The following is a 24,580-nucleotide window of genomic DNA, read 5'->3' on the forward strand; positions in this document are numbered from 1 at the left end:
AATGATGGTACACTATCAAGTAGAGGTTGGGGCTTCTGCCCCTTTCTCTACTTTTTGTTTTGAAGCTTACGTTTGTGTTCTAAGATTTGTTTGTGCCACAAACGTGCTTCTCTGATTAAGCCTAGTGCCAAGATGACGGTTGTGGTGTCCTTGGTTGCTAGGCTTTTTATGATGTGTTCCATCATTTGCCTTACCTCCTTTCCCTTAAGCTTGATTATAGTATATCACCATTTTGGTGACTTGTCAACAGTTTTTTAATTAAAAAATAAAAAAAGTTGCGTTTTCGGTGACTTTTTTATATAATCTACTTATAACAACTATAGAAATTGAGGGGAATAAAATGGATTTAAAAAAATATATCGGAACACAAATTAAGACGTTTCGTAAATCGGCTGGATTTACCCAAGATGAACTTGCAAAAAGATTGAATACTACTAAACAAACTATTAGTAGATATGAAAAAGGGGATAGGAAAGCCAACCAAGATATGCTCTTTGAACTTTGCGATATTTTTGGTGTTTCAATAGACGATTTTTTCCCTTCTCAAAATGAATCTACTCAGCTCCCTACCTCTTCCCAAATCCAATCCATCTACGACCAACTAGAACCACCTAGACAGGGCAAAGTCCTGACCTATGCCGAGAGTCAACTGAACGAACAAAAAAACGAAGAAAATACGAAGAAAAACGAAGTATCGGAAGTTATCAGCTTGTACCAAGTTGAGGTAGTATCTGAGACAGCAGCAGCTTGTGGATTCAACTACGGATTTGGCTACGACGATACAGATAGAGAGACTATAGAGGTTGATGAGCAACCACCACGCCACGATATTGCGACTAAGGTTAGCGGAGACTCCATGCAACCTGACTACCAAGACGGAGATATTCTCTATTTAGCAGACAAAGGACTGACCACTTACAACGGAGACCTAGCAGTTATCGCATACGGAGACCGTTCTTACTTCAAGAAGATATATACCGAAAACGGACGCTTACGCCTAGTGTCACTCAATGACAAGTACGAAGACATCATCCTAGACTTCCCTCCAGCAGAAGACACACACATCAAGATTTATGCAGTAGTTGGAGTGTATAGAGGGGAGTAAAACCAACTGTTTCCATTTTGGAAACAACTCAAAAAAAAGCCCCATGCTCAGAAGTTTGGCGACCGAGAGCGTGAGGCTAGTACTTACAAGAAAAATTTTTCAAAAGAGATTTCCTTTTGAGGCGTTTTCTTGTACCCATTTTATCAAGAAATGAGGTAAAAATCAATGGAAATAAAGTCTTATAAAAAGAAAAACGGCGAGACGGCTTACATGTTCCGTGCTTATATCGGGAAAGTTAACGGATATAGTCAATACGCTACACGCCGTGGATTTGAAACGAAAGCAAAAGCGAGAGCAGCACTACTTCAGCTTCAGGACGATATCGAGAGTGGTGAGCAAAGCAGGAAGGAAATCACGGTTGAGGAGATTGCTGAAAAATGGCTCAAAGATTATTCTGAAACCGTACAAGAAAGCACCTATATCAAGACATCTAGAAACTTCAAGAATCACATCTATCCAGCTTTGGGTAATAGAAAAATAGCTAGTATCACTCCTCTTCAAATGCAAGATCAAGCCAATGAATGGTCTAGAAAATTAGTCTATGGTCGTAAGTTAAAGGGATTGATGAATAATGTTTTTAAATACGCAATTAGGCATGGATATATTGATACGAATCCAGTTGATAGCGTGATTACTTCGACAAGAAAGAAATCAGATAACAAGAGCGATTTTTACAACAAAGACGAACTTCAAAAATTCTTAAAACTTGTCTCCAAAACAAAGGATCTAGAGAAGATAACTCTATTTCGTCTTCTAGCCTTCACAGGAGCAAGAAAAGGGGAGATTTTGGCCCTCGAATGGAGTGACTGGACAGATAACACTCTGGACATAAACAAGGCTATTACAAGAGGTTTTGCAGGCGAAGAGATAGGCAACACCAAAACGGTCAGCAGCAATCGACTAATCAGTCTGGACAAAAAGACAAAAAGCATTTTAAAAAAATGGAAAAAGCAGAATCCAAATACCAAATACATTTTTGAAAATGAATTTAAGAAGCCAATTCCAAGCACCCTGCCCAGAAAGTGGCTTATCAAAATTGTTGAAGGTAGCGACTTGCGTCCGATTAAAATCCACGGATTCAGACATACACATGCCAGCCTTTGTTTTGACGCTGGTATGACTTTGAAGCAAGTCCAACATCGGTTAGGACATTCTGACTTGAAAACAACCATGAACGTTTATACTCACATAACTAAGCAAGCAAAAGATGACATCGGAGAACGCTTTGCGAGTTATATTGATTTTTAAGGAGGTTCGCCTCCTTTTTGTGACTCCTTTTGTGACTCCCTTTTTCGCAAAAGAATACCAAGGAATACCAAAGACAAAAATAAAAAACGTTGATTTAACAACGTTTTACCAAGGAATGCAAAAGAATGCAAAGGAATAATGGAGCCGGTGGGAGTCGAACCCACGTCCAAACACCTGCCAACATATTTGTCTACAACCATAGGTTATGTATTCGTTTAACAGTCCCTCGACACATAACTCAAGCCTAGAAACTGCGAGTCTATCAATCTCTTATCAAGCCGCTAGACAAGACTTGATCGTATCTCGCTAATAATAAGACCTGTCATTGAACACGAGCAATCCAAATCGGGTCACGCCTGCTGGTTTTTAGGCAGCTAGAGCGTAAGAAGTGTTATTTTTTGCAGTTATATTTAACTGAGCGTTTACGTCGCCACACGAGTCGCAAAATATGCCTCATAATGCCTGTCGAATCCGTAACGACCCCAAAAGACAATAAAACCATTATACCTTATCTAACACAAAAATGCAAAAAGGAAAGCAATTAACTACAAAAGATAGTCTTTCAAAGATTTTGTCAAAATCTGATAACCAGCAACACTAAGGTGCAACCCATCAGTTGTATAATCTTTCTTGAGTTTGCCTGCTTGGTCTGTCAAACTATCAAAAACTGGCACAAATTCTACCTGCATATAGGCAGAGGCAAGTTCTTTATAGGCTTGATTCCATTTCTGAATTTTTTCATTCGTGCGGATATAGACTGTCTGCTTGTACTCCTCTCCCTCATTGACTGGCAAAATAGAAAGCAATTTAATCTCAGTCAATGGATAATCGCGAGCAATAGACTGTATGATAACTTCGAGATTATTGAGAGCCTCATTCACAGGCACATCTTTTCCGATATCATTTGTCCCAATCAAAAGGACAATTTTATCTACTGCTCCACCGTACAGATGCGCATCTAGATTTTCTAATAACAGCCCTGTCTGATAACCTCGAATGCCTCGATTGACAATCGTCTTCGAAGTCCCAAATAGTTCCTGCAGAGGATAATATTCGACAATGGAATCCCCAATAAAAAGAATGTCTGGCTCTAGAACAGAAATTTGATTTAAGTGACGATACTTGATTTGGATTTTTTCTTGTTCCTTTAGGAGCCAATTTTCTAATAACTGTACTGCCACTTCATTCTCCTTTTTCTAACCAGTTTTCCAAGACTTGATAAACTCCTCCTTGGCTGTTGGCTGGCGCTAAAGCAGTAGCCACAGCTTTGGCCTTGTCATCAGCATTTTCCATCGCATAGGCAATTCCAGCCATTTCAAGCATTTCAACATCATTTTCACTGTCACCAAAAGCCATGATTTGTTGGGGCTTCAAGTCCCAGCGCTTGAGTAATTCCTCCAAGCCCCATGCTTTATGAATCCCAGCTTGGAGAATATCAATGCAACCATAGCCACTCGATACAGCCCGAACACGACCATCAAAGAGGTCGTTGATTTCTTCCAAGACCGAACTCAAACGTTCCTCACCAACAACCATACTCATCTTGAGCACACCACCAAAGAGGTCAGAGGTTAATTCATCCACAAATTGCATCCGTTGGTAGAATCTTTCAATCATTTCTGGAGTCATAAAACTTTCAAGATCTGTAAAAATCGTACCTTCTTTGACGAAACCACCCTTCATAGCCGTCACAACAAACTGATCCTGACACGCTCGACCCTTGAAATGAGCCAAAGCCTTATCGACAATGGTATCATCCCAAGTCTGAGCCTGAATCAATTCATTGTTTTCAAAAATACGAGCACCGTTTGCAACAACCAGAACCACTCGATTGACCAAGTGCTCCAGTAGTTGCCTCATGCGGTGAATTTCATTGCCCGTCGCGATGACAAAACGAATGCCCCTTTGATCCAACTGATCTAAAATCTTTTCCAAACGTGGGAGGTCAAGCTGGCCACTAGCATCCAACAAGGTCCCATCCATATCTGTCGCAATTACTTTAATCGTCATTTACTTTCCTCTAGAATCAAGCTAGTCCCACTTCAATCCCACATGTTCGTTCATTTCTTTATAGGCTGCATCAATTCGTTCCTTAGTCGCTTCATCTAACTGCTCACGATGACTACCACCCTCGATAAAGTCTTCTAGGATATAGGTTTGGTAATGATATAAGGGATATCCTTCTGGTGAAAAAGTTCCCTTTGGTGTTCTATTGACCCAAGTAGGATGAGCTTTAGCTGTTTCAATAGTTGTTTGTCCATCTTTTTTCTTGACAGTTACATCCATAAGAACACCACGCTCTGTCCACTTAGCATTTTCTACACCAGTCATTGTTTCAATACGTTGGTTAGAAATGAAGTTCCCCATTGAATAGATAATGAGTTTCTTGTCTCCATCTTTTTCAACAATTTCAGATGGTTCAACTACGTGTGGATGGCCTCCAAAGATAATATCCGCTCCCCAATCAACCATCTTGTGGTACAAAGCCTTTTGCTCTTCAGTCGGTTCTATGCGATACTCAACACCCATCTGAGGCATGATAACAGTAATATCCGCTTCCTTCTCTGCCCGTTCAATTTCAGCCTTCATCTTATCTTCGTTTAGGTCTGAAAGATAGCGGTTATAGTCTTCTTGCGAAATACTTTGCTCAATTCCATTAAATCCATAAGAATAAGCCAAAAGTGCAACCTTGATACCGTTCACTTCCTTGATAACGAGTGGAGCTTGATCACGTGACTCGTGCGTATAAACTCCAATAGGTGTCATTCCTGCCTTTTCAATTGCATCTGCCGTTGAAATAACTCCTTCAATTTGAGAATCTAAAACATGATTATGGGCTAAATCTAAAACATGATACCCAGCATCTTTAATAGCATCCATTACTTGACCAGGAGCATTAAATAAAGGATACCCCGCTAAATAATGATCTTTATTAATAGTTCCTTCAAAATCACCTATTGCCAAATCAGCCTGTTTGAGCCAAGGAGTTACGTACTCAAAATTCTCATGAAAATCATAGCTGCCATCTTCCTTTTTAGCTGACATATAGATTATATCATGGTAAAGTAAATCTCCATGAGCCATAATTCTAGCAGTTTTTTCCTCTTCCTGATCTTTAGCATTTTGATTGGTCTTATTAACTTCTTGAGAAATGGGATCCTTTTTTTGACTGGTTAAGGGGATCCCTTGGAAACTTTCAAACAACAAGACCAATCCCATTGATAAAGCAACTGCTAGCAAGAGTATCGCCACAAATCCCTTATTACTCCACTTGCGATAACTCCTAAAAAAGTTTACAAAGCCTCTCACAAAATGAAAAACTGGTCCACGTTTATGTCTATCTTGTCTTCTTTGCATCTCCATTCTCCCTACTTTCTAATGCAAGCCTTTTCTTTTTATTATATCACAGATAAGTAATTCTTTCACAATTGAATCGAACCTAGTAGGTATTTTCTATAAAAGCTAGATGCCGAAATGCTTTCATTCCTTGTCATTTTGTGATATCATGTAGAGGTAATGAAAGGAGAGAAAATGTCTGCAATAGAACGTATTACAAAAGCTGCTCACTTAATTGATATGAAAGATATTATCCGCGAGGGGAATCCTACTCTACGCGCAGTTGCTGAGGAAGTTACTTTCCCCTTGTCTGACCAGGAAATCATCCTTGGCGAAAAGATGATGCAATTCCTCAAACATTCCCAAGATCCCGTAATGGCTGAAAAAATGGGGCTCCGCGGTGGGGTTGGACTGGCTGCTCCTCAATTAGATATCTCAAAACGCATTATCGCTGTTTTGGTACCAAACATTGTTGAAGAAGGCGAAACTCCAGAGGAAGCTTACGACTTGCAAGCCATTATGTACAATCCAAAAATCGTCTCTCACTCTGTTCAAGACGCTGCTCTTGGTGAAGGAGAAGGTTGCCTCTCTGTTGACCGCAACGTACCTGGTTATGTAGTTCGCCATGCTCGCGTTACTGTTGACTACTTTGACAAGGATGGAGAAAAACACCGTATCAAGCTCAAAGGCTACAACTCCATCGTTGTTCAGCATGAAATTGACCACATTAACGGAATCATGTTTTACGATCGTATCAATGAAAAAGACCCATTTGCAGTAAAAGATGGCTTACTAATTCTAGAATAAAGAAAATCCCGTTGCAATACGGGGTTTTATGTTATAATAGAGGCATGAAAACAAATGATATTGTCTATGGCGTCCACGCCGTTACTGAAGCCCTCCTTGCAAACACAGGAAACAAACTTTACCTCCAAGAAGATCTCCGAGGTAAGAACGTTGAGAAAGTCAAGGAACTGGCTACAGAAAAGAAGGTGTCCATTTCTTGGACTTCAAAAAAATCCCTCTCTGAGATGACTGAAGGTGCTGTCCACCAAGGTTTTGTTCTACGAGTGTCTGAATTTGCCTATAGCGAGCTAGAGCATATCCTTGCAAAAACGCGCCAAGAAGAAAATCCACTTTTATTGATTCTGGATGGGTTAACCGACCCTCACAACTTAGGCTCCATCTTAAGAACCGCTGATGCGACCAATGTTTCAGGAGTCATCATTCCCAAGCACCGTGCTGTCGGAGTAACTCCTGTCGTTGCCAAAACAGCCACAGGTGCTATTGAACACGTTCCGATTGCCCGAGTAACCAATCTCAGTCAAACTTTAGATAAACTCAAGGATGAAGGCTTCTGGACCTTTGGAACGGATATGAATGGGACTCCTTGCCATAAATGGAATACAAAAGGGAAAATCGCCCTCATCATCGGAAATGAAGGAAAAGGCATTTCTAGCAACATCAAAAAACAGGTAGATGAAATGATTACCATTCCTATGAATGGACATGTTCAAAGCCTTAATGCCAGTGTTGCTGCAGCTATTCTCATGTACGAAGTTTTCCGAAATAGACTATAAAAAAAGTTTCCAGTCATCTGATTGGAAACTTTTTTATGATTAACTATGTTCGGTGATAAACTTATAAGCTTCTTGACCAGCGATAGCTCCATCTCCAACTGCTGTTGTTACTTGGCGGAGGTCTTTCAAGCGAACATCTCCAACTGCAAAGATACCGTCAACTGCAGTTTTCATGTGGTTATCTGTCACAATCCATCCAGCCTGATCTTGGATATTCAATTCTTTAACAAAATCGCTAAGAGGGTCCAATCCAACATAGATAAAGACACCACCAAAGGCTTGTTCTGTCACTTGACCTGTTTTCACATTTTCAAATACGACAGATTCTACTCGGTTTTCGCCCTTGATTTCCTTCACTACAGAATCCCAGATAAAGCTGATTTTCTCATTCGCAAAGGCGCGGTCTTGTAAAACTTTTTGAGCACGAAGTTGGTCACGACGGTGAACAATGGTAACAGTCTTTGCAAAACGAGTCAAGAAGAGGGCTTCTTCAACAGCTGAATCTCCGCCACCAACTACCAACAAATCTTGGTCACGGAAGAAAGCACCATCACACACGGCACAGTAAGAAACACCACGACTGTTCAGTTCTTCTTCTCCAGGTACTCCCAAAGGACGGTGTTTTGAACCAGTCGCTACGATAACTGTACGAGTTTCATATGTTTGGTCATCGGTCATCACTTTCTTAAAATCACCATGGTCTTCTACATTTTCAACATAACCATAAATGTGCTCAACACCAAGATTTTCAAGCGGTTCAAACATTTTTTCTGCCAATTCTGGCCCACTAATATTAGCGTATCCTGGGTAATTTTCAATATCAGATGTATTATTCATCTGACCACCTGGCAGACCACCTTCAATCAAGGCTACTTTCAGATTGCTTCGAGCAGCATACAAGGCTGCAGTCATCCCTGCAGGTCCAGCACCGATAATAATAGTATCGTACATATAGATTCCTTCTTTCTTGTTGTAACTATCTTTATTCTAACTCTTTCTTGTCAATCAAGCAAGGATTATGCCTTGAAAACAAGAATTAAACTCATAACCGCAAAGGATAACACTGGAACAACCAAGACCCCAATCATAATCATATCATAGAGATGGGCTTGGCGAGCCTTAGCTGTCTTATCAACTCCCGACATGGCTCTCAGTCCAATCCAAATCCCTAAAAAAATCAGGACGAGGATGGTAGTCAAGATTAAACTCTCGAAATATAAAGAAAATAGTTGCAGTAGCATGATTTCTCTCATTTCTATCTTTTTTAAAGAGTAAACTCAGCTAGTCCAGCTAACTGAGTTTTCCTTTATCTATTATATCAAATATAAGTCCGTTTGTAACTAGCGAAGAATTCTTTTGTCCTCTCTTCTTTAGGATGGTGGATAATCTCATCCGGTGTTCCAGACTCGATGATTTTCCCCTTATCTAAGAAGAGAATCTTATCAGCCACTTGGGCTACAAAGGACATGTCATGACTGACCAAAATCATGGTTTGACCTGACTTAGCAGCATCTGCAATAGACTTCTCTACTTCACCAACCAATTCTGGGTCAAGAGCTGAAGTTGGTTCGTCTAAGAGCAAGACATCTGGTTTCATAGCAAGCGCACGCGCTAAGGCAACCCGTTGCTTCTGTCCACCTGATAAATGGCGAGGGTAATGGTTTTCACGGTCCGAAAGCCCAACCTTAGCCAACTCTTCCTTGGCAATCTTAGTCGCTTCTTGGTCAGATAATTTCTTAACCACAACCAAGCCTTCTTTTACATTATCAAGTGCTGTTCGGCGTTCAAACAAATTAAACTGTTGGAAAACCATAGACAACTTACGGCGTAGGGCAAGGATTTCTTCTTGAGTGATTTTAGAAAAATCAACTGCGAAATTATCAATCTGAATAGAGCCACTGTCAGGTGTTTCAAGATAATTGAGACTGCGAAGGAAAGTTGATTTTCCAGCTCCTGAAGAACCAATCAAGGCTACAACTTCCCCTTTTTGAATATCCAAGTTCAGATGATCCAAGACAGTCTGTCCTGAAAAGGATTTGCTTAAATTCGAAATCTTAATCATTAACGAAGGTCTCCTTTCACATCTGTTTGCACTGTATCGGGTGCAGAAATAGCCATTTTTCTCTCGATGAAACGACCGAGGCTTTCAATTCCGATATTGACTACCCAATAAACAAGGGCTACAGAGATAAAGCGTTCAAAGTAGCGGTAATCAGCTCCACCCAGAATCTGAGCTTGGGCAAAGACTTCCACAACACCCGCACTAAAGGCTAGAGAAGTTCCCTTGGTCAAGCCGATTAGGGAATTAATCAAGGTTGGAGTCGCCACAACTGCTGCATTTGGAATAATCACTCGACGATAAACTTGTGCTCGGGTCATCCCCAGACTGCGTGCCGCCTCAATCTCACCAGGATTGACTGAGAGAATGGCTGCACGAATGGTTTCACTGGCATAGGCTGCCTCATTGAAAGCAAAGGCAACAATCGCAAAAAAAGCGGCTGGAATCGCATTAATATTGAGACCAGTACCCCATTGCTGATTGAGGGCTTTCAAAGCCAAAGGAATTCCGTAGTAGGTCAACATGAGTTGCACTAAAATCGGTGTCCCTTTTAAGAAACTAACAAAGAAGGCCTGCAAGGGATATAAAATCTTGACACGATTGATTTTCACAATAGCAAAAAGAAGTGCCAAAACCAAGCCAAAAAGAGCACCACCAATTGTCAACATAATCGTTATTGGAAGTTGTTGGACAATTCTCGGAATTCCATCAAAGACCGAACGCAAGCTAAAAAGCTTGCCATCCGGAATCAATTGCATCAAGTTTTGGTACCAATCTGATGCTAAAATCGTTGTAACATTCATAAAAACATCCTCTCCTGATAATGATTCATTCTACCATACTTCTGCCGTCAATGAAATTATTTGCTACGGTCAGATACAGACTTTGTCTACCTACTAGTTTATCATACTTTGAAACAGGGAGGCTATATATTTTATCTATCAAAGAGATAGATAAAAACTATTTCAATCCCAATTCTTCATAGGGTTTTCGATAACCGATTTGCTTAACAGTTCCATTTTCTACTAAAATGGGGCGTTTTAACAACATACCGTCACTTGCTAGCAACTCAGCCGCTTCTTGGTTTGACAGGCTTCCTACCTTATCTTTCAATCCTAATTCACGGTATTTGATTCCACTGGTGTTAAAAAATTGCTTCAACTCAAAACCTGAGGTTTCTAGCCAATTTAAAATGACTTCTTGGCTAGGTGTTTCTTCGACGATATGGACAGCTTTATAGTCCACACCGAGTTGGTTTAATTCTTGTTTTGCTTTTTTACAAGTTGAACATTTTGGATATTCGATAAATTCTAACATGTCTTTCACTTTCTATTGTTTATATCTTTAAAATCTGCGCCTTCATGCTCCAATAGCCATGCTTTCTTTTCCATTCCTGCAGCATAACCTGTCAGACGCTTGCCTGCGCCCAACACCCGATGACAAGGTACTAGGATAGACCACGGATTGCGTCCTACCGCTCCACCAATTGCTTGAGCAGAAGCCACTTGTAGGTCTTGAGCTATTTGTCCATAGGTCACTGTTTGACCATAAGGAATTTCCTGTAAATAGGACCAAACTCTCTTTTCAAAATCCGTTCCGATTGGAGCCAAGGGCAAGTTGGATAAATTCTGAGACTTGCCTTTAAAGTAATCATCTAAGCAAGCAATAACTGGGGCTAAAATGGGATGACTAACAACTTCTTCTATTGTTTCATCTCCTATCCCCCTCTCAAAATACTTCTGCTCCTGAACCCAAATTCCATACAGATATTGCTCGTCGGCAACCAAAGACAAGGTTCCTATTGGCGAAAAGTAGAGCATTTTTACGTACATCTTTTGCATTATTTCTTTAATTTTTGATAGGCCAAGCGTTCGCCATCAACAGGCACTTTACCAACCTGTTTAAAACCAAGTTTTTCAAAAATATGTTGCATAGCTTTGTTTTCAGCATGCGTATCTGAGCGAAAATCAAGATAGTCAAAACCTTCAATCAAGCCCTCTAAGAAGGTTTGAGCAACTCCTTGTCCCTTGACATCTGCTGCCACAGCAATACGGTGAAAGACTAGGTACTCTGACTCTCCAGCTTGCCATTTTCCTTCATAAATGGCTTCATAGACTGCCTCTGGACTCTTGGTCACAGCTGCATAAGCTAGTAGTTCTCCCTCTTCCAAGGCTACGTAGGCTTGACCCGAGATAATATCTTCAATAATAATATCAGCATTTGGATAGCCATTTTGCCACTGGTCACTACCAGCATCTGCTAAACATTTTTTAGCATCTTCCATCACCTGCATGATGGCATCTACTTCATTTGGAAAAGCTAAACGAATTTCCATCTTTTCTCCTCATTTCTGACTAGTTTCTCCCATCATAGCATAATTTAAGTCTTTCTACAAGCAGTTAAAACTTGACTTTCTGTTTTTGTTATTTTATAATCTAGTTATTAAAACTAGATAAAAAGGAGTTGAAAATGAAAACTACCTTTTCCTACCCAAAATGGGCAGAAATCCCAAATATTGACCTCTATCTGGACCAGGTTTTGCTCTATGTCAATCAGGTCTGCGCCCCTATCTCTCCTGATAAAGATAAGGGCCTGACAGCATCTATGGTCAATAATTATGTGAAACATGGTTACCTAACAAAGCCTGACAAGAAAAAATACCAACGCCAACAGATTGCCCGTCTAATTGCTATCACAACTCTTAAGTCTGTATTTTCTATACAAGAAATAGCACAGACACTTAATACTCTCCAAACTCAAGCAAGTTCAGACCAACTCTACGACGCTTTTGTGGACTACATGAACCAAGGAATTGACCCAGCTAACCCCATTATCCAAACCAGCTGCCAAACCGTTAAACTCTATCAGCAAACTCTAGCCTTAATCCATCATACTCAAGAAGAGGTAATCCAATGAACACTAGTCTTAAACTCAGCAAACAACTCAGTTTTGGAGAGGAGATTGCTAATAGCGTGACCCATGCCGTAGGTGCAGTCATCATGCTCATCTTACTCCCCATTTCATCCACCTATAGTTATGAGGCACACGGATTTTTATCATCTATCGGCGTTTCCATTTTCGTTATTAGTCTCTTTCTCATGTTTCTATCATCCACCATTTACCACTCTATGGCCTATGGTTCAACCCACAAATATGTCTTGAGAATCATCGACCATTCGATGATTTATGTGGCTATCGCAGGCTCATACACGCCCGTCGTCTTGACCTTAATGAATAACTGGTTTGGCTATCTGATTATTGCTATCCAGTGGGGAACGACCATCTTTGGTATTCTCTATAAAATCTTTGCTAAAAAAGTCAATGAGAAATTTAGCCTTGCTCTTTACCTGATTATGGGCTGGTTGGTTCTGGCCATCATTCCTGCCATTATCAGTCAAACAACGCCAATTTTCTGGAGTCTCATGGTAACTGGCGGACTCTGTTATACAGTTGGAGCTGGATTTTACGCCAAGAAAAAACCTTATTTCCACATGATTTGGCATCTCTTTATCCTAGCAGCATCTGCCCTTCAATACATCGCCATTGTTTATTACATGTAAAAAAGTTGAGAAATTCAATCTCAACTTTTTTCTTTACACATATTAATAAAGTACTGGTGCAAGCGCACATCATCAGTCAATTCTGGATGAAAAGAGGTCACTAACATATTTTTTTCTTGAGCAGCAACGATTTGATTGTCAACTGTTGCTAGAATTTCTACATCTACTCCAACACTACTGATAATTGGACCACGGATAAAGGTCATTGGAATCTGACCAACTCCCTTACATTCTGCTTCCGTATAGAAACTCCCTAGTTGGCGCCCATAAGCATTGCGCTCAACCACCATATCCATAGTTCCTAGATGACTCTCTTCCTGAGAAGCAATTTCCTTAGCCAGCAAAATTAAACCCGCACAGGTGCCAAAGGCTGGTAAACCAGATAGAATTGCTTCTCGGATGGGAATCAGCATGTTCTGGTCTCGTAAGAGCTTACCCATGGTTGTAGATTCCCCACCAGGTAATATCAAACCCGACAAATCACTCTGATGTTTCTGAAAATCTTCTAAATTTCTGATTTCAACACTCTCGACACCTAATCGATCTAGCACTTTTGCATGTTCTGCAAAGGCCCCTTGCAAGGCCAATATTCCGATTTTCATCTATTTTCCTCGCTCTGCCATGAGAATTTGAATTTCATTTTCATTAATACCAACCATGGCTTCTCCTAGATCTTCAGAGATTTGAGCTAGGATTTGAGGATTACGGAAGTTAGTTACCGCTTTGACAATGGCACTCGCTCGTTTAACAGGATCTCCTGACTTGAAAATACCTGAACCGACAAAGACACCCTCTGCCCCTAATTGCATCATCAAAGCAGCATCAGCTGGCGTTGCAACTCCCCCAGCTGCAAAGTTTACAACTGGCAATTTCCCATGTTCATGAACGTATTGAACCAATTCTACAGGGACTTGCAAGTCCTTAGCAGCAACATAAAGTTCGTCCTCACGTAGGTTTTGAATGCGGCGAATTTCCTGATTCATCATACGCATATGACGAACGGCTTGAACGATATCTCCTGTCCCTGGTTCTCCTTTTGTACGAATCATAGAAGCTCCTTCAGCAATACGACGCAAGGCTTCTCCCAAATCCTTAGCCCCACAGACAAAAGGAACTTGGAATTCTTTTTTGTCCACATGGAAACGGTCGTCTGCTGGAGATAAAACCTCACTCTCATCGATGTAGTCAATCTCAATAGCCTCTAAAATCTGAGCTTCAACAAAATGCCCGATTCTGACCTTGGCCATCACTGGAATACTAACCGCTTCTTGGATTTCCTTAATCATCTTTGGATCACTCATACGGGAAACACCACCAGCTGCACGAATATCAGCTGGAATTCTCTCCAAGGCCATAACAGCTGCCGCACCAGCAACCTCTGCAATACGAGCCTGTTCAGGGTTCTGAACGTCCATGATAACCCCACCCTTGAGCATCTGTGCCAAGTTTTTATTTAGTTCATAACGATTTTCAGTCATTTCTTTATCCTCATCATTTGTATTGGTAGCTACCATTTCATTTTAAGTTAGATTAAAATGAAGTACAAGATAAAAAAAATGTAATTGTTTGGGTACACATTGACTAAAAAACTATCTGGCCTTAACTTAAGGCCAGATAGCTCATTCATTTTTATTTTTCAGCTGTAAGGGCAGCCATTGTGATGTAGTTGTATGGTTTGTTGAAGTGTGGCAAGAAGAATAGGTCTGTCAATGCCAATTTATCAATTGTCACATGCTCTTGGATAGCAAGTGAGAACATGTGGATTCCCATGCTGATTGCAGAATCGTGTGAAACCATTTGTGCACCAAGAATTTCACGGCTATCTTTGTCAAAGACAATCTTGATGGCAACTTCATGGTTGTCATGCTTCATAAATTCTGGTTTTTGAAGATCGTTAAAGCCTGTTTCAGTTGCGTTGTAACCAGCAGCTTTAGCTTTTTCAAGAGTCAAACCAGTTGAAACCATGTGAAGACCGTAGATTGAGATACCGTTTGAACCTTGAACACCGATTCCTTCCAATTCATGTCCACATGCGTTATATGCACCAACGATACCAGTACGAACAGCATTTGAAGCAAGAGCGATGTAGCTAGTGTCTTTACGAGCGTTGTCATAAACAGTCGCACAGTCACCTACTGCGTAAACGCCTGGGATAGATGTTTCTTGTTTCTTGTCTACAAGGAAGGCACCGTTACGGAAGAGTTCAATCTTACCATCAGCAAGAGCAGTATTTGGACGGAAACCAACTGCAAGGATAACCATATCCACATCGAAAGTTTCTTTATCAGTAATCAAGCGTTCAACTTTACCGTCACCCTCAATTGCTTTAACAGTTTGACCAAGCGCCAAGCGGATGTTGTGGTCTTCCAAGTTCTTCGCCATCATTTGTGTGAAGTCTTTGTCATAGTAACCGTTCAAGACAGTATCAACGATATCGACAAGGACAACTTCTTTTCCAAGACGTTCAAAGGCTTCAGCAAGTTCAACACCGATATAACCACCACCAACAACGGCGATACGGTCAAGGTGTTGACTCTTATCAGACAATTTGTGAATCACTTCTTCAGCGTTTTGGTACAATTTAACGAATTGTACATTTTCAAGAGTTGCTTTAAATTCGCGGTTTCCTTTAACAATTTCAACACCTTCGATTGGTGGCAAGATTGGTGTAGAACCTGTAGCGAAAATCAATTTATCGTATGATTCTTTGTGCTCTTTCCCTTCAACTTCTGCTGTAACTACTTTGTTATCATAGTCGATTGAAAGAACTGGTGAATTCATGTATACCTTAGCACCTTTAGCTTCCAATTTTTCTTTATCAGAATAGAACAAGCCTTCAGCACCGTCAATTTGTTCACCGATCCAAAGGGCCATTCCACATCCTAGGAAAGAGATGTTAGAGTTTTGGTCGAATACAACGATTTCGTTCTCGTTTCCAAAATTATCCAACATAGTATTAATACATGCTGTACCAGCGTGGTTAGCACCAACTACAACGATTTTACTCATAGAAAAATTCCTACCTTCAATTTTAAATTTACCTTTCTAGTATAACATTTACTGTTAGCGTTTACAAGAGTTTAGCTAATTTTCCCGATTTTTTTGTAAAAAAATGTAAATAATCTGTATTTTATCAGCCTTTCTTACAATTACTCTTTATTTTCTGAGCATATTTCTTGACAAGTTTACAAATTTTATTTGTGAAAACGCTGACTTTATGGTATGCTAGTATCATGGAAAGAAAATGTAAGGGGTTAAATTTAATATAAATTTACAATGTTTCAACCTTCTTTTCATAAGAGAAAGGAGTTGGTAGCTTGCCTCTTAGTTCACATTCCGAACGGCTAATGGGGACTACTATCACTATTTCATTAGTAGATGAGCGAGCCGATAGCTTGCTCCAAAAATCCTTTGATTTGCTCAAAGAGCTTGAATACCGCTTCAATGCCAATAGTCAAGAATCGGAGTTGATGGAAATCAATTATCAAGCTGGAATAGCTCCAGTCAAAGTTCATCCTGATTTGTTTGAATTGATTTCACTTGGATTAGAGCATAGCCTAGCGCCCTCTAGTCATCTCAACATCAGCATTGGTCCCTTGATTCAAACCTGGCGTATCGGTTTTTCAGATGCCAAAGTTGCCCAGCCTCAAGAACTTGAATCAGTACTTCCTTTAATCAATCCTCATTCTATCGAGTTAGATTCTTCCACTTCCACTGTGTTTTTAAAACAAAAAGGAATGAAAATCGATCTTGGTTGTTTAGCCAAGGGTTATAGTGCGGATAAGGTTGCCCAATTTCTGAGAGAAGAGGGAGTGACATCTGCCTTGATCAATCTGGGAGGGAATATCCTGACTATTGGAAAAAATCAGGCAAGAGGAAATCAGCCTTGGCAAATCGGGATTCAAGACCCAGCCAATCCGAGGGGAAATCACTTAATGACCATCCCTGTTGTCAATAAATCTGTCGTGACTTCAGGCATTTATGAACGTCACCTGACAGTCGATGGAAAAGATTACCATCATATTTTTGACAGTCAAACAGGATATCCTGTTGAAACGAAACTAGCAAGTCTCACAATCATCTCTGATAAATCAGTTGATGGTGAAATATGGACAACTCGTTTATTTGGAGAAAGACCTGCTTCTATCCTCTGGCAAGTCGAAAGTTTGGAGGGCATCGAAGCTATCCTCATCGATAAGGAAGGTCACCTAAGCTGTTCTTCAGGAATTCCTACTCTATAGAAATAGATGTTTCAATGGAGTTTTAAAATCGTATTATGTAAAAAGAGAAAGGAAATCTCATGTTAAAACTTATTGCTATTGTTGGAACAAATTCAAAACGTTCTACAAACCGTCAATTGCTTCAATACATGCAAAAACACTTTGCTGAAAAAGCTGAAATTGAACTTGTTGAAATCAAGGATATCCCTGTCTTCAACAAACCAGCTGACAAGCAAGTACCTGTTGAAATTTTAGAAATTGCTGCTAAAATTGAAGAGGCAGATGGCGTTATTATCGGCACTCCTGAGTATGACCACTCTATTCCTGCAGTTTTGATGAGCGCTCTAGCTTGGTTGTCATACGGTATTTACCCACTTTTGAACAAACCAATCATGATTACAGGTGCTTCTTACGGTACGCTTGGTTCATCACGTGCCCAATTACAACTTCGCCAAATCTTGAATGCCCCAGAAATTAAAGCAAGTGTCCTTCCAGATGAATTCTTGCTTTCACATTCTCTTCAAGCTTTCAACCCAAGTGGAGACCTAGTAGATCTTGATGTGATCAAAAAACTGGATGCTACTTTTGACGACTACCGTATCTTTGTAAAAATCACAGAAAAATTGCGCAATGCACAAGAATTACTTCGCAAAGATGCAGAAGACTTTGACTGGGAAAATTTGTAAGATAGGAGACCAAAAAGAATGAAATTTGTTGGACTTGTAGGATCAAACTACGATCAATCATATAACCGTAAACTCTTGGAATTCATCCGTCGTCACTTCAAACTCAAATTTGAATTAGAAGTCCTTGAAATTGACGAAGTTCCAATGTTTAACCAGGACGAAAAATGGGATGAAAGTTTCCAATTACGTCTTTTGTATAACAGAATTACTCGTGCTGATGGTGTTATCATTGCTACGCCTGAGCACAACCACACAATCTCAGCTTCCCTAAAATCTGTTCTTGAATGGCTTTCATATGAAGTTCATCCATTTGAAAACAAACCAGTCATGATTGTGGGTGCTTCTTACTATGACCAAGGTACTTCACGTGCCCAAGTTCACCTTCGTAAGATTCTTGACGCTCCAGGTGTCAATGCCTACACACTTCCAGGAAATGAATTCCTTCTTGGTAAAGCTAAAGAAGCTTTTGATGTTAATGGAAATATCACAAATGAAGGAACTGTTAATTTCCTTGAAACATGTTTAGACAACTTTGTAAAATACGTGGGAGTCGTTTCAAAATTGAAAAAACCAAAACCAATTGAGCCAGAAGATTTATATTGTACAAATTCAATTGCAACTACCATCCAAGGTGTTGATCCAGATGATCCTGAATGGGTAGAAAAAGCTGCTGAACTTGTTGGAGCTGTTTCTGGAGATACTTACGTTAAATTAGACCACGGTATCTTGACAGTTAACCAAATTGACATGTTCTTGAAAGCAATGCCATTTGAATTGACATTTGCAGATGATAACAATCAATTTTTGTACTTTAATAACGCACACCAAGACCCAGATACAATGTTTGGTAAACGTGTACGTGCTCAATCAGGAAATAGATTAGGAACAGTACACGGTACATTGCCAGATTCTAGAATGAAAAACGTTGAATGGGTTGTCGGCGTATTGCGTAACGGGGATCAAGAATATGTCCGTACAATTGTGCCAGGAACACCTGAAGGTGTTATTAATACCCATAATTACCAAGCAATGTACTACCCAGATGGTTCATATGCTGGAATTAATGAGATTATCTTTAATTTCCAACCATGGCTTGATTGGTACCTCAATACAACTGGTCAACGTTTAGTCGGTGGAAATGCTGCAGCTCCTGCTGGCGGACATGGTCACGGCGATGCAGATGCTACATCTGGAGCTTCTGATTCAGGTGATGCCGGTGGTCACGGTGGTGGCGCTGACGCTACATCTGGAGCAAGTAACTAATCATTTTAGGAACCATCTTGGTTCCTTTTTTATCAAAAAAAAGACTAGCAGTTTTTGTCTGCTAGTCTTTTACTTATTATTTCATCTATCTTTGTTAAAAGAGAGAATGCTTATTATGAGTTTGGATCATCGAGACTACGACCATGTAATCCTTTTTCACGTTGAACTTGGCGTAGTTTTTCTGGTGTAACATCGTTTCCTTCTTCGTCCACAATTTTGATTCCCTCAATGTGGTGACGAACAGAGCGACGATAACCTTCGATGTACTCCTCACGTAGTTTAGCTTGTTCCACTTTTTCTTCTGGTGTCAAGCCTTCTGCTTTTTTCTTTTTAGCAAGCTCGTTGATACGATCAATTTTTTTAGGATCCATGTTTCTCTCCTTTATGATAAGATTTAATCCGTTTAACAGATTTTATTTGGTATTGATTTGGTTAAAACGTGCAAGTTTAGCTGCTTTTTGAGTTAAATGAGACAAGATTGCCAAACGATTTTGACGGACTGCTTCATTTTCAGCCATAACCATGGTATTCTCAAAGAATGCATCAATGACTGGGCTAAGCGCAAAGAGTTGTTTCAATTGCTGACTTGCAGAACCTGATAAAACGAGTGTTTCTACTGCTTCCGCCAAAGCTTTTTCTTGGTCATTTTCAAAAAGTGCTGAATCAACTGTAGCAACTCCTTCTGCCTTCTCAGCCAAGTTAAAGGCACGAGAAAGTGATTCCACAGATGTTTTGAAATCTTCTTCCTTACTTGCTTCTACAAGAGCACTTGCTGCTTCCAACATATCTGCCACGACAAAGTTTGATCCTGCAAGAACAGCTTCCTTGATATCTTTTGGAGTAGAACCCATCATCTTATCAACACGAGCCTTGATAAAGTCCATAACATCTGTCTTATTTTCATAAGTCAAGCTGTCAAATGTTAGATCATAAAGGCTATCAATCAGCTCATCCATAGCAATGTGCCAACCAAAGGCATCCAAGATACGAACCACACCTTGGGTCGCACGACGAAGGGCATAAGGGTCATTAGAACCTGATGGAATCAAACCTACTGAGAAGAAACTCAAAATCGTATCCAATTTATCTGCAATGGCAAGCACTGCACCGACCTTGCTCTCTGGAAGTTCTCCTTCAGCTGATGTAGGCATGTAGTGTTCACGAATAGCAGCCGCGACTGCTGGAGTTTCCCCAGCAAGAAGGGCATATTTCTCTCCCATAATTCCTTGGAGCTCGTCAAATTCGCCAACCATACCTGTCAACAAGTCAAACTTGTAAATGGCTGCTGCACGGGCTAGGTCAATCGTTTCATCCGCTGACAAACCAGCTTTTTCTGCCAAGAGAATAGCAATCTGACCAGTACGAATCATATGTTCACGAAGGGAACCAATTTTCTCATGGAAGGTGACATTGTTTAATTTTTCAACAAGATCTGAAATCACCAATTTTTGATCTTCACGCCAGAAGAATTCTCCGTCTTCCAAGCGGGCTACCAAGACTTTTTCATTTCCTTTGATAACATTTTCCAAATGTTCTGCGTTTCCGTTACGAACAGAAATGAAGTTTGGCAAGAGTTTACCATCTTGATCACGAACAACAAAGTACCGTTGGTGTTCCTTCATCGAAGTCACCAAGACTTCTTCTGGAACTTCAAGATATTTGGCATCAAAACTTCCCATAAAGGCTGTTGGGTATTCAACCAAGTTCAAGACTTCGTTCAACAAATCAGCATCAATTTCGATACTTACACCATGTTTTGCCTCAATTTCCTTGATTTGGTCAACAATCATTTGCTCACGTTCACGTGGATCTGCGATTACAAACTGCTTACGAAGATCTTCTTCATAGCTCAAAGCTGACTGAATCTTGGTTTCTTGTCCTAAGAAACGATGGCCACGGCTCACACGCCCTCCCTTAATATCAAGGAAATCCAAATCAAACTCTTCTTCATCTAAAAGAACAGTTAAAGTGTGAACAGGACGAATGTACTCAAAGCTATTACCAGCCCAGTGCATGCTGACAGGGAAAGTCAATGACTTCAAGACATCCACAACACCAGGAACAATGGCTTCAACTGCTTGACCAACTTCTTCCTTAGTGACATAGACATATTCTTCACCCTTGATTTCACGGAATTCGATATCTTCAACCGTCAAGCCTTTTCCACGGACAAATCCTTGAGCTGCTTTTGTGAAGTTTCCATCACTATCCAAGGCAATTTTCTTTGCTGGCCCCTTAAAATCTTCTGTCAAATCAGACTGTTTGTCTGCAAGACCAGTTACACGAACAGCCAAACGACGTGGTGTTGAGAAGGTTTGAATGGCTTCAAAAGACAGGCGGTTTTCCTTAAGGAAGGCTGCCATTTTTTCGCCTAGTTGTTTTTCACTTGGTGTGACAACATAGGCTGGTAATTCTTCAAGACCGAGTTCTACTAATAAGTTTTTTGTCATGTTTTTTCTCCGAAAAATATCTTTTTATTTTCCAGTTTGCCTTATGTGATTGGCACGCAAGCAACCAACTTCGTTGTTTCATTGCTAAAATTGGAGCCAAAAGTCTCCAATTTTGCCTAGTATCCTTAGCTTCACTAAGGATACCTTCATCACTGCGGCAACTGGTTCAGGGCTCACACTGTTCGCCCATTTTCGTAATTTGTCACTTTCTTTATTCTGCGTCTTCTGCTAAGAGTTTAGCTCTAGTTTCTTCATCTAAAAGTGGGTAACCTAGGCGTTTGCGTTCTGCGACAAAGGTTTTGGCTACGACACGGGCCAAGTTACGGATACGAGCGATATAGCCTGCACGCTCGGTTACGGATACGGCACCACGCGCATCAAGCAGGTTAAAGGTATGTGAACATTTGAGAACATAGTCATAGGCAGGGTGAACCAAACCTTCTTCCAAAGCACGACCAGCTTCTTTTTCAAACTTATCAAAGTTTTCAAGCAACATTTCTTGATCCGAAATTTCAAATGAATATTTTGAGTGTTCGTACTCAGGCTGGATGAAGATTTCTCCGTATTTTACACCATCGGCCCACTCAATATCATAGACAGAGTCAACCTCTTGGATATAAGAAGCCAAGCGTTCCAAACCATAAGTAACTTCTGCAGTCACAGGGCCAGTTGCCAATCCACCTACTTGTTGGAAGTAAGTGAACTGAGTGATTTCCATACCATCAAGCCAAACTTCCCAACCAAGACCAGCTGATCCAGTCGATGGATTTTCCCAGTTATCCTCAACGAAGCGAATATCGTGTTCCAAAGGATTAATTCCCAATTTTTCCAAAGACTCAAGGTAAAGTTCCTGGATATTTGATGGAGATGGCTTCATGACCACTTGGAATTGGTGGTGTTGGTATAAACGGTTAGGGTTTTCCCCGTAACGACCGTCAGCAGGACGACGTGATGGCTCTACATACGCTGCATTCCATGGCTCAGGTCCGATAGCACGAAGGAAAGTGTAAGGACTCATTGTTCCCGCACCTTTTTCGTTGTCATAAGCCTGCATAAGCATACAACCTTGGTCATTCCAAAATTGTTGCAAAGTAAGGATGATTTCCTGGAAAGTCAATTTTTTAGACATTGTTTACTCCTTTAGTTTTTATATTTCTTTTTCAATTAATTTCTGCTGAACAAACCAATTTAACAAGGGAAGAGTTTTATCTGTATTTGCCCATAAATGATAAGAATCGAAGACCGCTTGTACACTACCTAGATTTTCTACCAACTTATCTATTGTCAAAAAACTACGCCAGTATTCGTAAAAAATACTTGCATAGTTCTTATCATAAGTCGAAGAACCAAAATCATTCAATGAATGCCAACCATACTTCTTCTGAAAAAGTTCTACAAGAGATTGATTACAAATTTTTTCCGCTTGAAATTCCTCTTCTGTCAAGAAATACTTGCGACTAATATATTCAACCATCCCCTCTTCGAACCATATATAAGAGTCGTAACCATCAAAATCATCTAAAAAATGCTCCGACCAATGAGCTAACTCATGTCCTACAATCTGTAAGAGGAAATTTTCAGATAAAGAATGATAGTGACTTTCTATTGCTTGAGTTTGCTGAGAACACTCGTAGTCCATCAACTGATACAAATACAACTCTTTCCAAACAGCTAAATCAGGCGTCATAACCATTCGTCTATTATTTGTATAGGCTGGAACAGCACTTTCCCTAATAATCTGTGTAGCAGCATTAAAACTTGACCAAATAACGGCTTGCGGTAAATCACAAACTGCAAGTTCATTCTTTAAAAAAGATTGATAATCTTTCAACTTTTCAGTATTTCTTACTACAAAATCACGAAATGTAGCTAGTTGACTATCGTCTTTTACAAGATAAAGGTTTTCCACGTCTCTCCTTTCTTTCACATAATAGACTGAATAAGCGAAAGAACCGCGTCCGACAATCCTAGGTTGATTTAACCTAGGGGCGTCAAAAACGCGGTTCCACCCTAATTTATTACTTCATTGTTTTTGAAAATACTACAGAAAGCGCCAGCTCTTTATTTTGTCCTACTTGGCTCCCACTATCCCAAGCTCGCTTGAAGAACGCCATAAGACTTTCTTTCCTGCTGACTATTATATCAAAAATTAGAACAATGTACAATTTTTTTATGATTTTCTAGAAATCCATATCATCAACTCGTGGAGCACCAGACTGAACAGCAATTGTTTTTAAAGTTTCTCTCTCCTCATGACTCAGTTCAATTTCAAAACAATCAAGATTAGACTGAATACGAGACGCTATGACAGATTTTGGGAGTGGTAAAAATCCTTCTGCCAAGCTCCACGACAAGGCTATCTGAGCAACCGATTTTCCATGATTTGCTGCGATTTCTTGGACTTCCTTGCTATCAAACAGTTCTCCCTGACCAAAAGGTCCCCAAGCTTCCAATAAAATTCCTTTTTCTCGACAGTAATCTACGACTTCCTCTTGATACACACCTGGCGCCAAACGAACTTGATTGACCGCTGGAAGAATTTTTGCTGTTTCAAGCAAGGCATCCAAATGATGGGGAAGGAAATTACTAACTCCAATAGCACGTATTTTGCCTTCTAGGTAAAGATCCTCCATCGCTCTCCAAACTTCCGCATTTCGGATTTTCCAGTGGTTATTTTCTCTGAGTGGTTTTGGATTTGGCCAATGAATCAAATACAAATCCAAATATTCCAAGCCCAGCTTCTCTAAAGACTCTTCAAAAGCCTGACGAGCTTGCTCATAGCTATGATTTGTATTCCAGAGTTTGCTGGTTACAAAAATTTCCTCACGCGGAACGCCACTATCTTGAATGGCACGACCAACGCTTTCTTCATTTTTATAAATAGCTGCCGTATCGATATGGCGATAGCCTGCCTTTAAAGCCTCTAGTACAGCTTGATAGGCAATCTCTCCATTTTCAGCTTTCCAAGTTCCAAATCCCAGAACTGGAATTGTAACACCATTGTTTAAAGTATAAGATTTCATTATTTTTCCTTTCTATGAGAAGAAAATCCAAAGAGCCAAATTTTCAAGGA

The 24,580-nt window shown here is 40.2% G+C and carries 28 protein-coding genes and 1 other RNA gene; 9 read left to right on the forward strand and 20 right to left on the reverse strand.

What is annotated here, in order from left to right:
• Positions 1–47: 47 nt before the first annotated feature.
• The gene (locus D8849_RS02235; RefSeq protein WP_125386065.1) at positions 48–185 is read right to left on the reverse strand and encodes a hypothetical protein; all 138 of its coding nucleotides are present in this window, start codon (positions 183–185) and stop codon (positions 48–50) included.
• Positions 186–340: 155 nt separating this feature from the next.
• Here D8849_RS02235 and D8849_RS02240 point away from each other — a divergent pair, with 155 nt between their 5' ends.
• Both D8849_RS02240 and D8849_RS02245 read left to right on the forward strand, forming a co-directional pair.
• Positions 341–1,105: an XRE family transcriptional regulator gene (locus D8849_RS02240; protein WP_125386066.1), complete on the forward strand. Its 765-nt coding sequence runs from the start codon at positions 341–343 to the stop codon at positions 1,103–1,105.
• Between the two features lie 165 nt (positions 1,106–1,270).
• The gene (locus D8849_RS02245; protein ID WP_125386067.1) at positions 1,271–2,353 is read left to right on the forward strand and encodes a tyrosine-type recombinase/integrase; all 1,083 of its coding nucleotides are present in this window, start codon (positions 1,271–1,273) and stop codon (positions 2,351–2,353) included.
• A 136-nt stretch (positions 2,354–2,489) separates the two neighbouring features.
• On the opposite strand, the gene ssrA is transcribed toward D8849_RS02245, so the two are convergent.
• The 4 genes from ssrA to D8849_RS02265 all read right to left on the reverse strand — a co-directional run bounded on the left by ssrA (position 2,490) and on the right by D8849_RS02265 (position 5,710).
• Positions 2,490–2,837: a transfer-messenger RNA gene (ssrA, locus tag D8849_RS02250) on the reverse strand.
• Between the two features lie 61 nt (positions 2,838–2,898).
• Complete coding sequence (locus D8849_RS02255) at positions 2,899–3,534, reverse strand: SGNH/GDSL hydrolase family protein (protein WP_125386068.1); 636 nt, start codon at positions 3,532–3,534, stop codon at positions 2,899–2,901.
• 1 nt (position 3,535) lies between these two features.
• The gene (locus D8849_RS02260) at positions 3,536–4,363 is read right to left on the reverse strand and encodes an HAD family hydrolase (protein ID WP_125386069.1); all 828 of its coding nucleotides are present in this window, start codon (positions 4,361–4,363) and stop codon (positions 3,536–3,538) included.
• A gap of 21 nt (positions 4,364–4,384) precedes the next feature.
• Positions 4,385–5,710 (reverse strand): CapA family protein, encoded by a 1,326-nt coding sequence (locus tag D8849_RS02265; protein WP_125386070.1) that lies wholly within the window; start codon positions 5,708–5,710, stop codon positions 4,385–4,387.
• A gap of 174 nt (positions 5,711–5,884) precedes the next feature.
• Here D8849_RS02265 and def point away from each other — a divergent pair, with 174 nt between their 5' ends.
• Positions 5,885–6,496, forward strand: coding sequence for a peptide deformylase (gene def / locus D8849_RS02270; RefSeq protein WP_001272936.1), 612 nt, complete (start codon positions 5,885–5,887; stop codon positions 6,494–6,496).
• A 44-nt stretch (positions 6,497–6,540) separates the two neighbouring features.
• Positions 6,541–7,269 (forward strand): 23S rRNA (guanosine(2251)-2'-O)-methyltransferase RlmB, encoded by a 729-nt coding sequence (gene rlmB, locus D8849_RS02275; protein WP_000855758.1) that lies wholly within the window; start codon positions 6,541–6,543, stop codon positions 7,267–7,269.
• A gap of 39 nt (positions 7,270–7,308) precedes the next feature.
• Here the strand turns inward: rlmB and trxB are convergent, their stop codons facing one another.
• The 7 genes from trxB to D8849_RS02310 all read right to left on the reverse strand — a co-directional run bounded on the left by trxB (position 7,309) and on the right by D8849_RS02310 (position 11,663).
• On the reverse strand, positions 7,309–8,220 hold the full coding sequence (gene trxB / locus D8849_RS02280) for a thioredoxin-disulfide reductase (RefSeq protein WP_000272298.1): 912 nt from the start codon (positions 8,218–8,220) through the stop codon (positions 7,309–7,311).
• A gap of 65 nt (positions 8,221–8,285) precedes the next feature.
• On the reverse strand, positions 8,286–8,510 hold the full coding sequence (locus D8849_RS02285; RefSeq protein WP_000926599.1) for a DUF4059 family protein: 225 nt from the start codon (positions 8,508–8,510) through the stop codon (positions 8,286–8,288).
• Positions 8,511–8,587: 77 nt separating this feature from the next.
• On the reverse strand, positions 8,588–9,331 hold the full coding sequence (locus tag D8849_RS02290; RefSeq protein ID WP_125386071.1) for an amino acid ABC transporter ATP-binding protein: 744 nt from the start codon (positions 9,329–9,331) through the stop codon (positions 8,588–8,590).
• Positions 9,331–10,131, reverse strand: a complete 801-nt coding sequence (locus D8849_RS02295) for an amino acid ABC transporter permease (protein WP_125386072.1) — start codon at positions 10,129–10,131, stop codon at positions 9,331–9,333. Before D8849_RS02295 ends, D8849_RS02290 begins: the two co-directional genes overlap by 1 nt.
• A gap of 157 nt (positions 10,132–10,288) precedes the next feature.
• Positions 10,289–10,645 (reverse strand): arsenate reductase family protein, encoded by a 357-nt coding sequence (locus tag D8849_RS02300; RefSeq protein WP_000889092.1) that lies wholly within the window; start codon positions 10,643–10,645, stop codon positions 10,289–10,291.
• Positions 10,646–10,650: 5 nt separating this feature from the next.
• A complete protein-coding gene (locus D8849_RS02305) occupies positions 10,651–11,169 on the reverse strand; it encodes a methylated-DNA--[protein]-cysteine S-methyltransferase (protein WP_125386073.1) in 519 nt (172 codons plus the stop codon).
• Positions 11,169–11,663 carry a GNAT family N-acetyltransferase gene (locus D8849_RS02310; protein WP_125386074.1) on the reverse strand — a complete coding sequence of 165 codons (495 nt, stop codon included), beginning with the start codon at positions 11,661–11,663 and terminating at the stop codon, positions 11,169–11,171. Before D8849_RS02310 ends, D8849_RS02305 begins: the two co-directional genes overlap by 1 nt.
• 134 nt (positions 11,664–11,797) lie before the next feature.
• Between D8849_RS02310 and D8849_RS02315 the strand changes: the two genes are divergently transcribed.
• Both D8849_RS02315 and trhA read left to right on the forward strand, forming a co-directional pair.
• Complete coding sequence (locus D8849_RS02315) at positions 11,798–12,244, forward strand: DUF1836 domain-containing protein (RefSeq protein WP_115904762.1); 447 nt, start codon at positions 11,798–11,800, stop codon at positions 12,242–12,244.
• Positions 12,241–12,888 (forward strand): PAQR family membrane homeostasis protein TrhA, encoded by a 648-nt coding sequence (gene trhA / locus D8849_RS02320; protein WP_001097996.1) that lies wholly within the window; start codon positions 12,241–12,243, stop codon positions 12,886–12,888. Before D8849_RS02315 ends, trhA begins: the two co-directional genes overlap by 4 nt.
• Before the next feature lie 20 nt (positions 12,889–12,908).
• Here trhA and pdxT read toward each other — a convergent pair whose 3' ends face one another.
• The 3 genes from pdxT to nox form a co-directional block, all read right to left on the reverse strand.
• Positions 12,909–13,490, reverse strand: a complete 582-nt coding sequence (pdxT, locus tag D8849_RS02325) for a pyridoxal 5'-phosphate synthase glutaminase subunit PdxT (protein ID WP_125386075.1) — start codon at positions 13,488–13,490, stop codon at positions 12,909–12,911.
• Positions 13,491–14,366 (reverse strand): pyridoxal 5'-phosphate synthase lyase subunit PdxS, encoded by an 876-nt coding sequence (gene pdxS, locus D8849_RS02330; RefSeq protein WP_088787506.1) that lies wholly within the window; start codon positions 14,364–14,366, stop codon positions 13,491–13,493. It abuts the gene before it with no gap.
• A gap of 151 nt (positions 14,367–14,517) precedes the next feature.
• A complete protein-coding gene (nox, locus tag D8849_RS02335) occupies positions 14,518–15,897 on the reverse strand; it encodes a H2O-forming NADH oxidase (RefSeq protein ID WP_023948278.1) in 1,380 nt (459 codons plus the stop codon).
• 308 nt (positions 15,898–16,205) lie between these two features.
• Between nox and D8849_RS02340 the strand changes: the two genes are divergently transcribed.
• Genes D8849_RS02340 through D8849_RS02350 form a run of 3 tightly spaced genes read left to right on the forward strand, consistent with a single transcriptional unit; the run spans position 16,206 to position 19,057 of the window.
• Positions 16,206–17,129, forward strand: coding sequence for an FAD:protein FMN transferase (locus D8849_RS02340; RefSeq protein ID WP_125386076.1), 924 nt, complete (start codon positions 16,206–16,208; stop codon positions 17,127–17,129).
• 59 nt (positions 17,130–17,188) lie between these two features.
• A complete protein-coding gene (locus tag D8849_RS02345; protein WP_000915954.1) occupies positions 17,189–17,794 on the forward strand; it encodes an NADPH-dependent FMN reductase in 606 nt (201 codons plus the stop codon).
• 18 nt (positions 17,795–17,812) lie between these two features.
• Entirely contained in the window at positions 17,813–19,057 is a 1,245-nt protein-coding gene (locus D8849_RS02350) for an NAD(P)H-dependent oxidoreductase (protein WP_115904764.1), read from the forward strand.
• 113 nt (positions 19,058–19,170) lie between these two features.
• Here the strand turns inward: D8849_RS02350 and D8849_RS02355 are convergent, their stop codons facing one another.
• The 5 genes from D8849_RS02355 to D8849_RS02375 form a co-directional block, all read right to left on the reverse strand.
• Positions 19,171–19,428, reverse strand: a complete 258-nt coding sequence (locus tag D8849_RS02355) for a DUF896 family protein (RefSeq protein ID WP_023934295.1) — start codon at positions 19,426–19,428, stop codon at positions 19,171–19,173.
• 42 nt (positions 19,429–19,470) lie between these two features.
• Positions 19,471–21,507, reverse strand: coding sequence for a glycine--tRNA ligase subunit beta (glyS, locus tag D8849_RS02360; protein WP_125386077.1), 2,037 nt, complete (start codon positions 21,505–21,507; stop codon positions 19,471–19,473).
• 211 nt (positions 21,508–21,718) lie between these two features.
• Entirely contained in the window at positions 21,719–22,636 is a 918-nt protein-coding gene (gene glyQ, locus D8849_RS02365; RefSeq protein WP_000038736.1) for a glycine--tRNA ligase subunit alpha, read from the reverse strand.
• A gap of 18 nt (positions 22,637–22,654) precedes the next feature.
• A complete protein-coding gene (locus D8849_RS02370) occupies positions 22,655–23,416 on the reverse strand; it encodes a hypothetical protein (protein WP_000429572.1) in 762 nt (253 codons plus the stop codon).
• A 271-nt stretch (positions 23,417–23,687) separates the two neighbouring features.
• Positions 23,688–24,530 (reverse strand): aldo/keto reductase, encoded by an 843-nt coding sequence (locus tag D8849_RS02375; RefSeq protein WP_125386078.1) that lies wholly within the window; start codon positions 24,528–24,530, stop codon positions 23,688–23,690.
• Between the last annotated feature and the right edge of the window lie 50 nt (positions 24,531–24,580).

The sequence above is a fragment of the Streptococcus mitis genome (assembly GCF_003942765.1).
GTDB classification, from domain to species: domain Bacteria; phylum Bacillota; class Bacilli; order Lactobacillales; family Streptococcaceae; genus Streptococcus; species Streptococcus mitis_BE.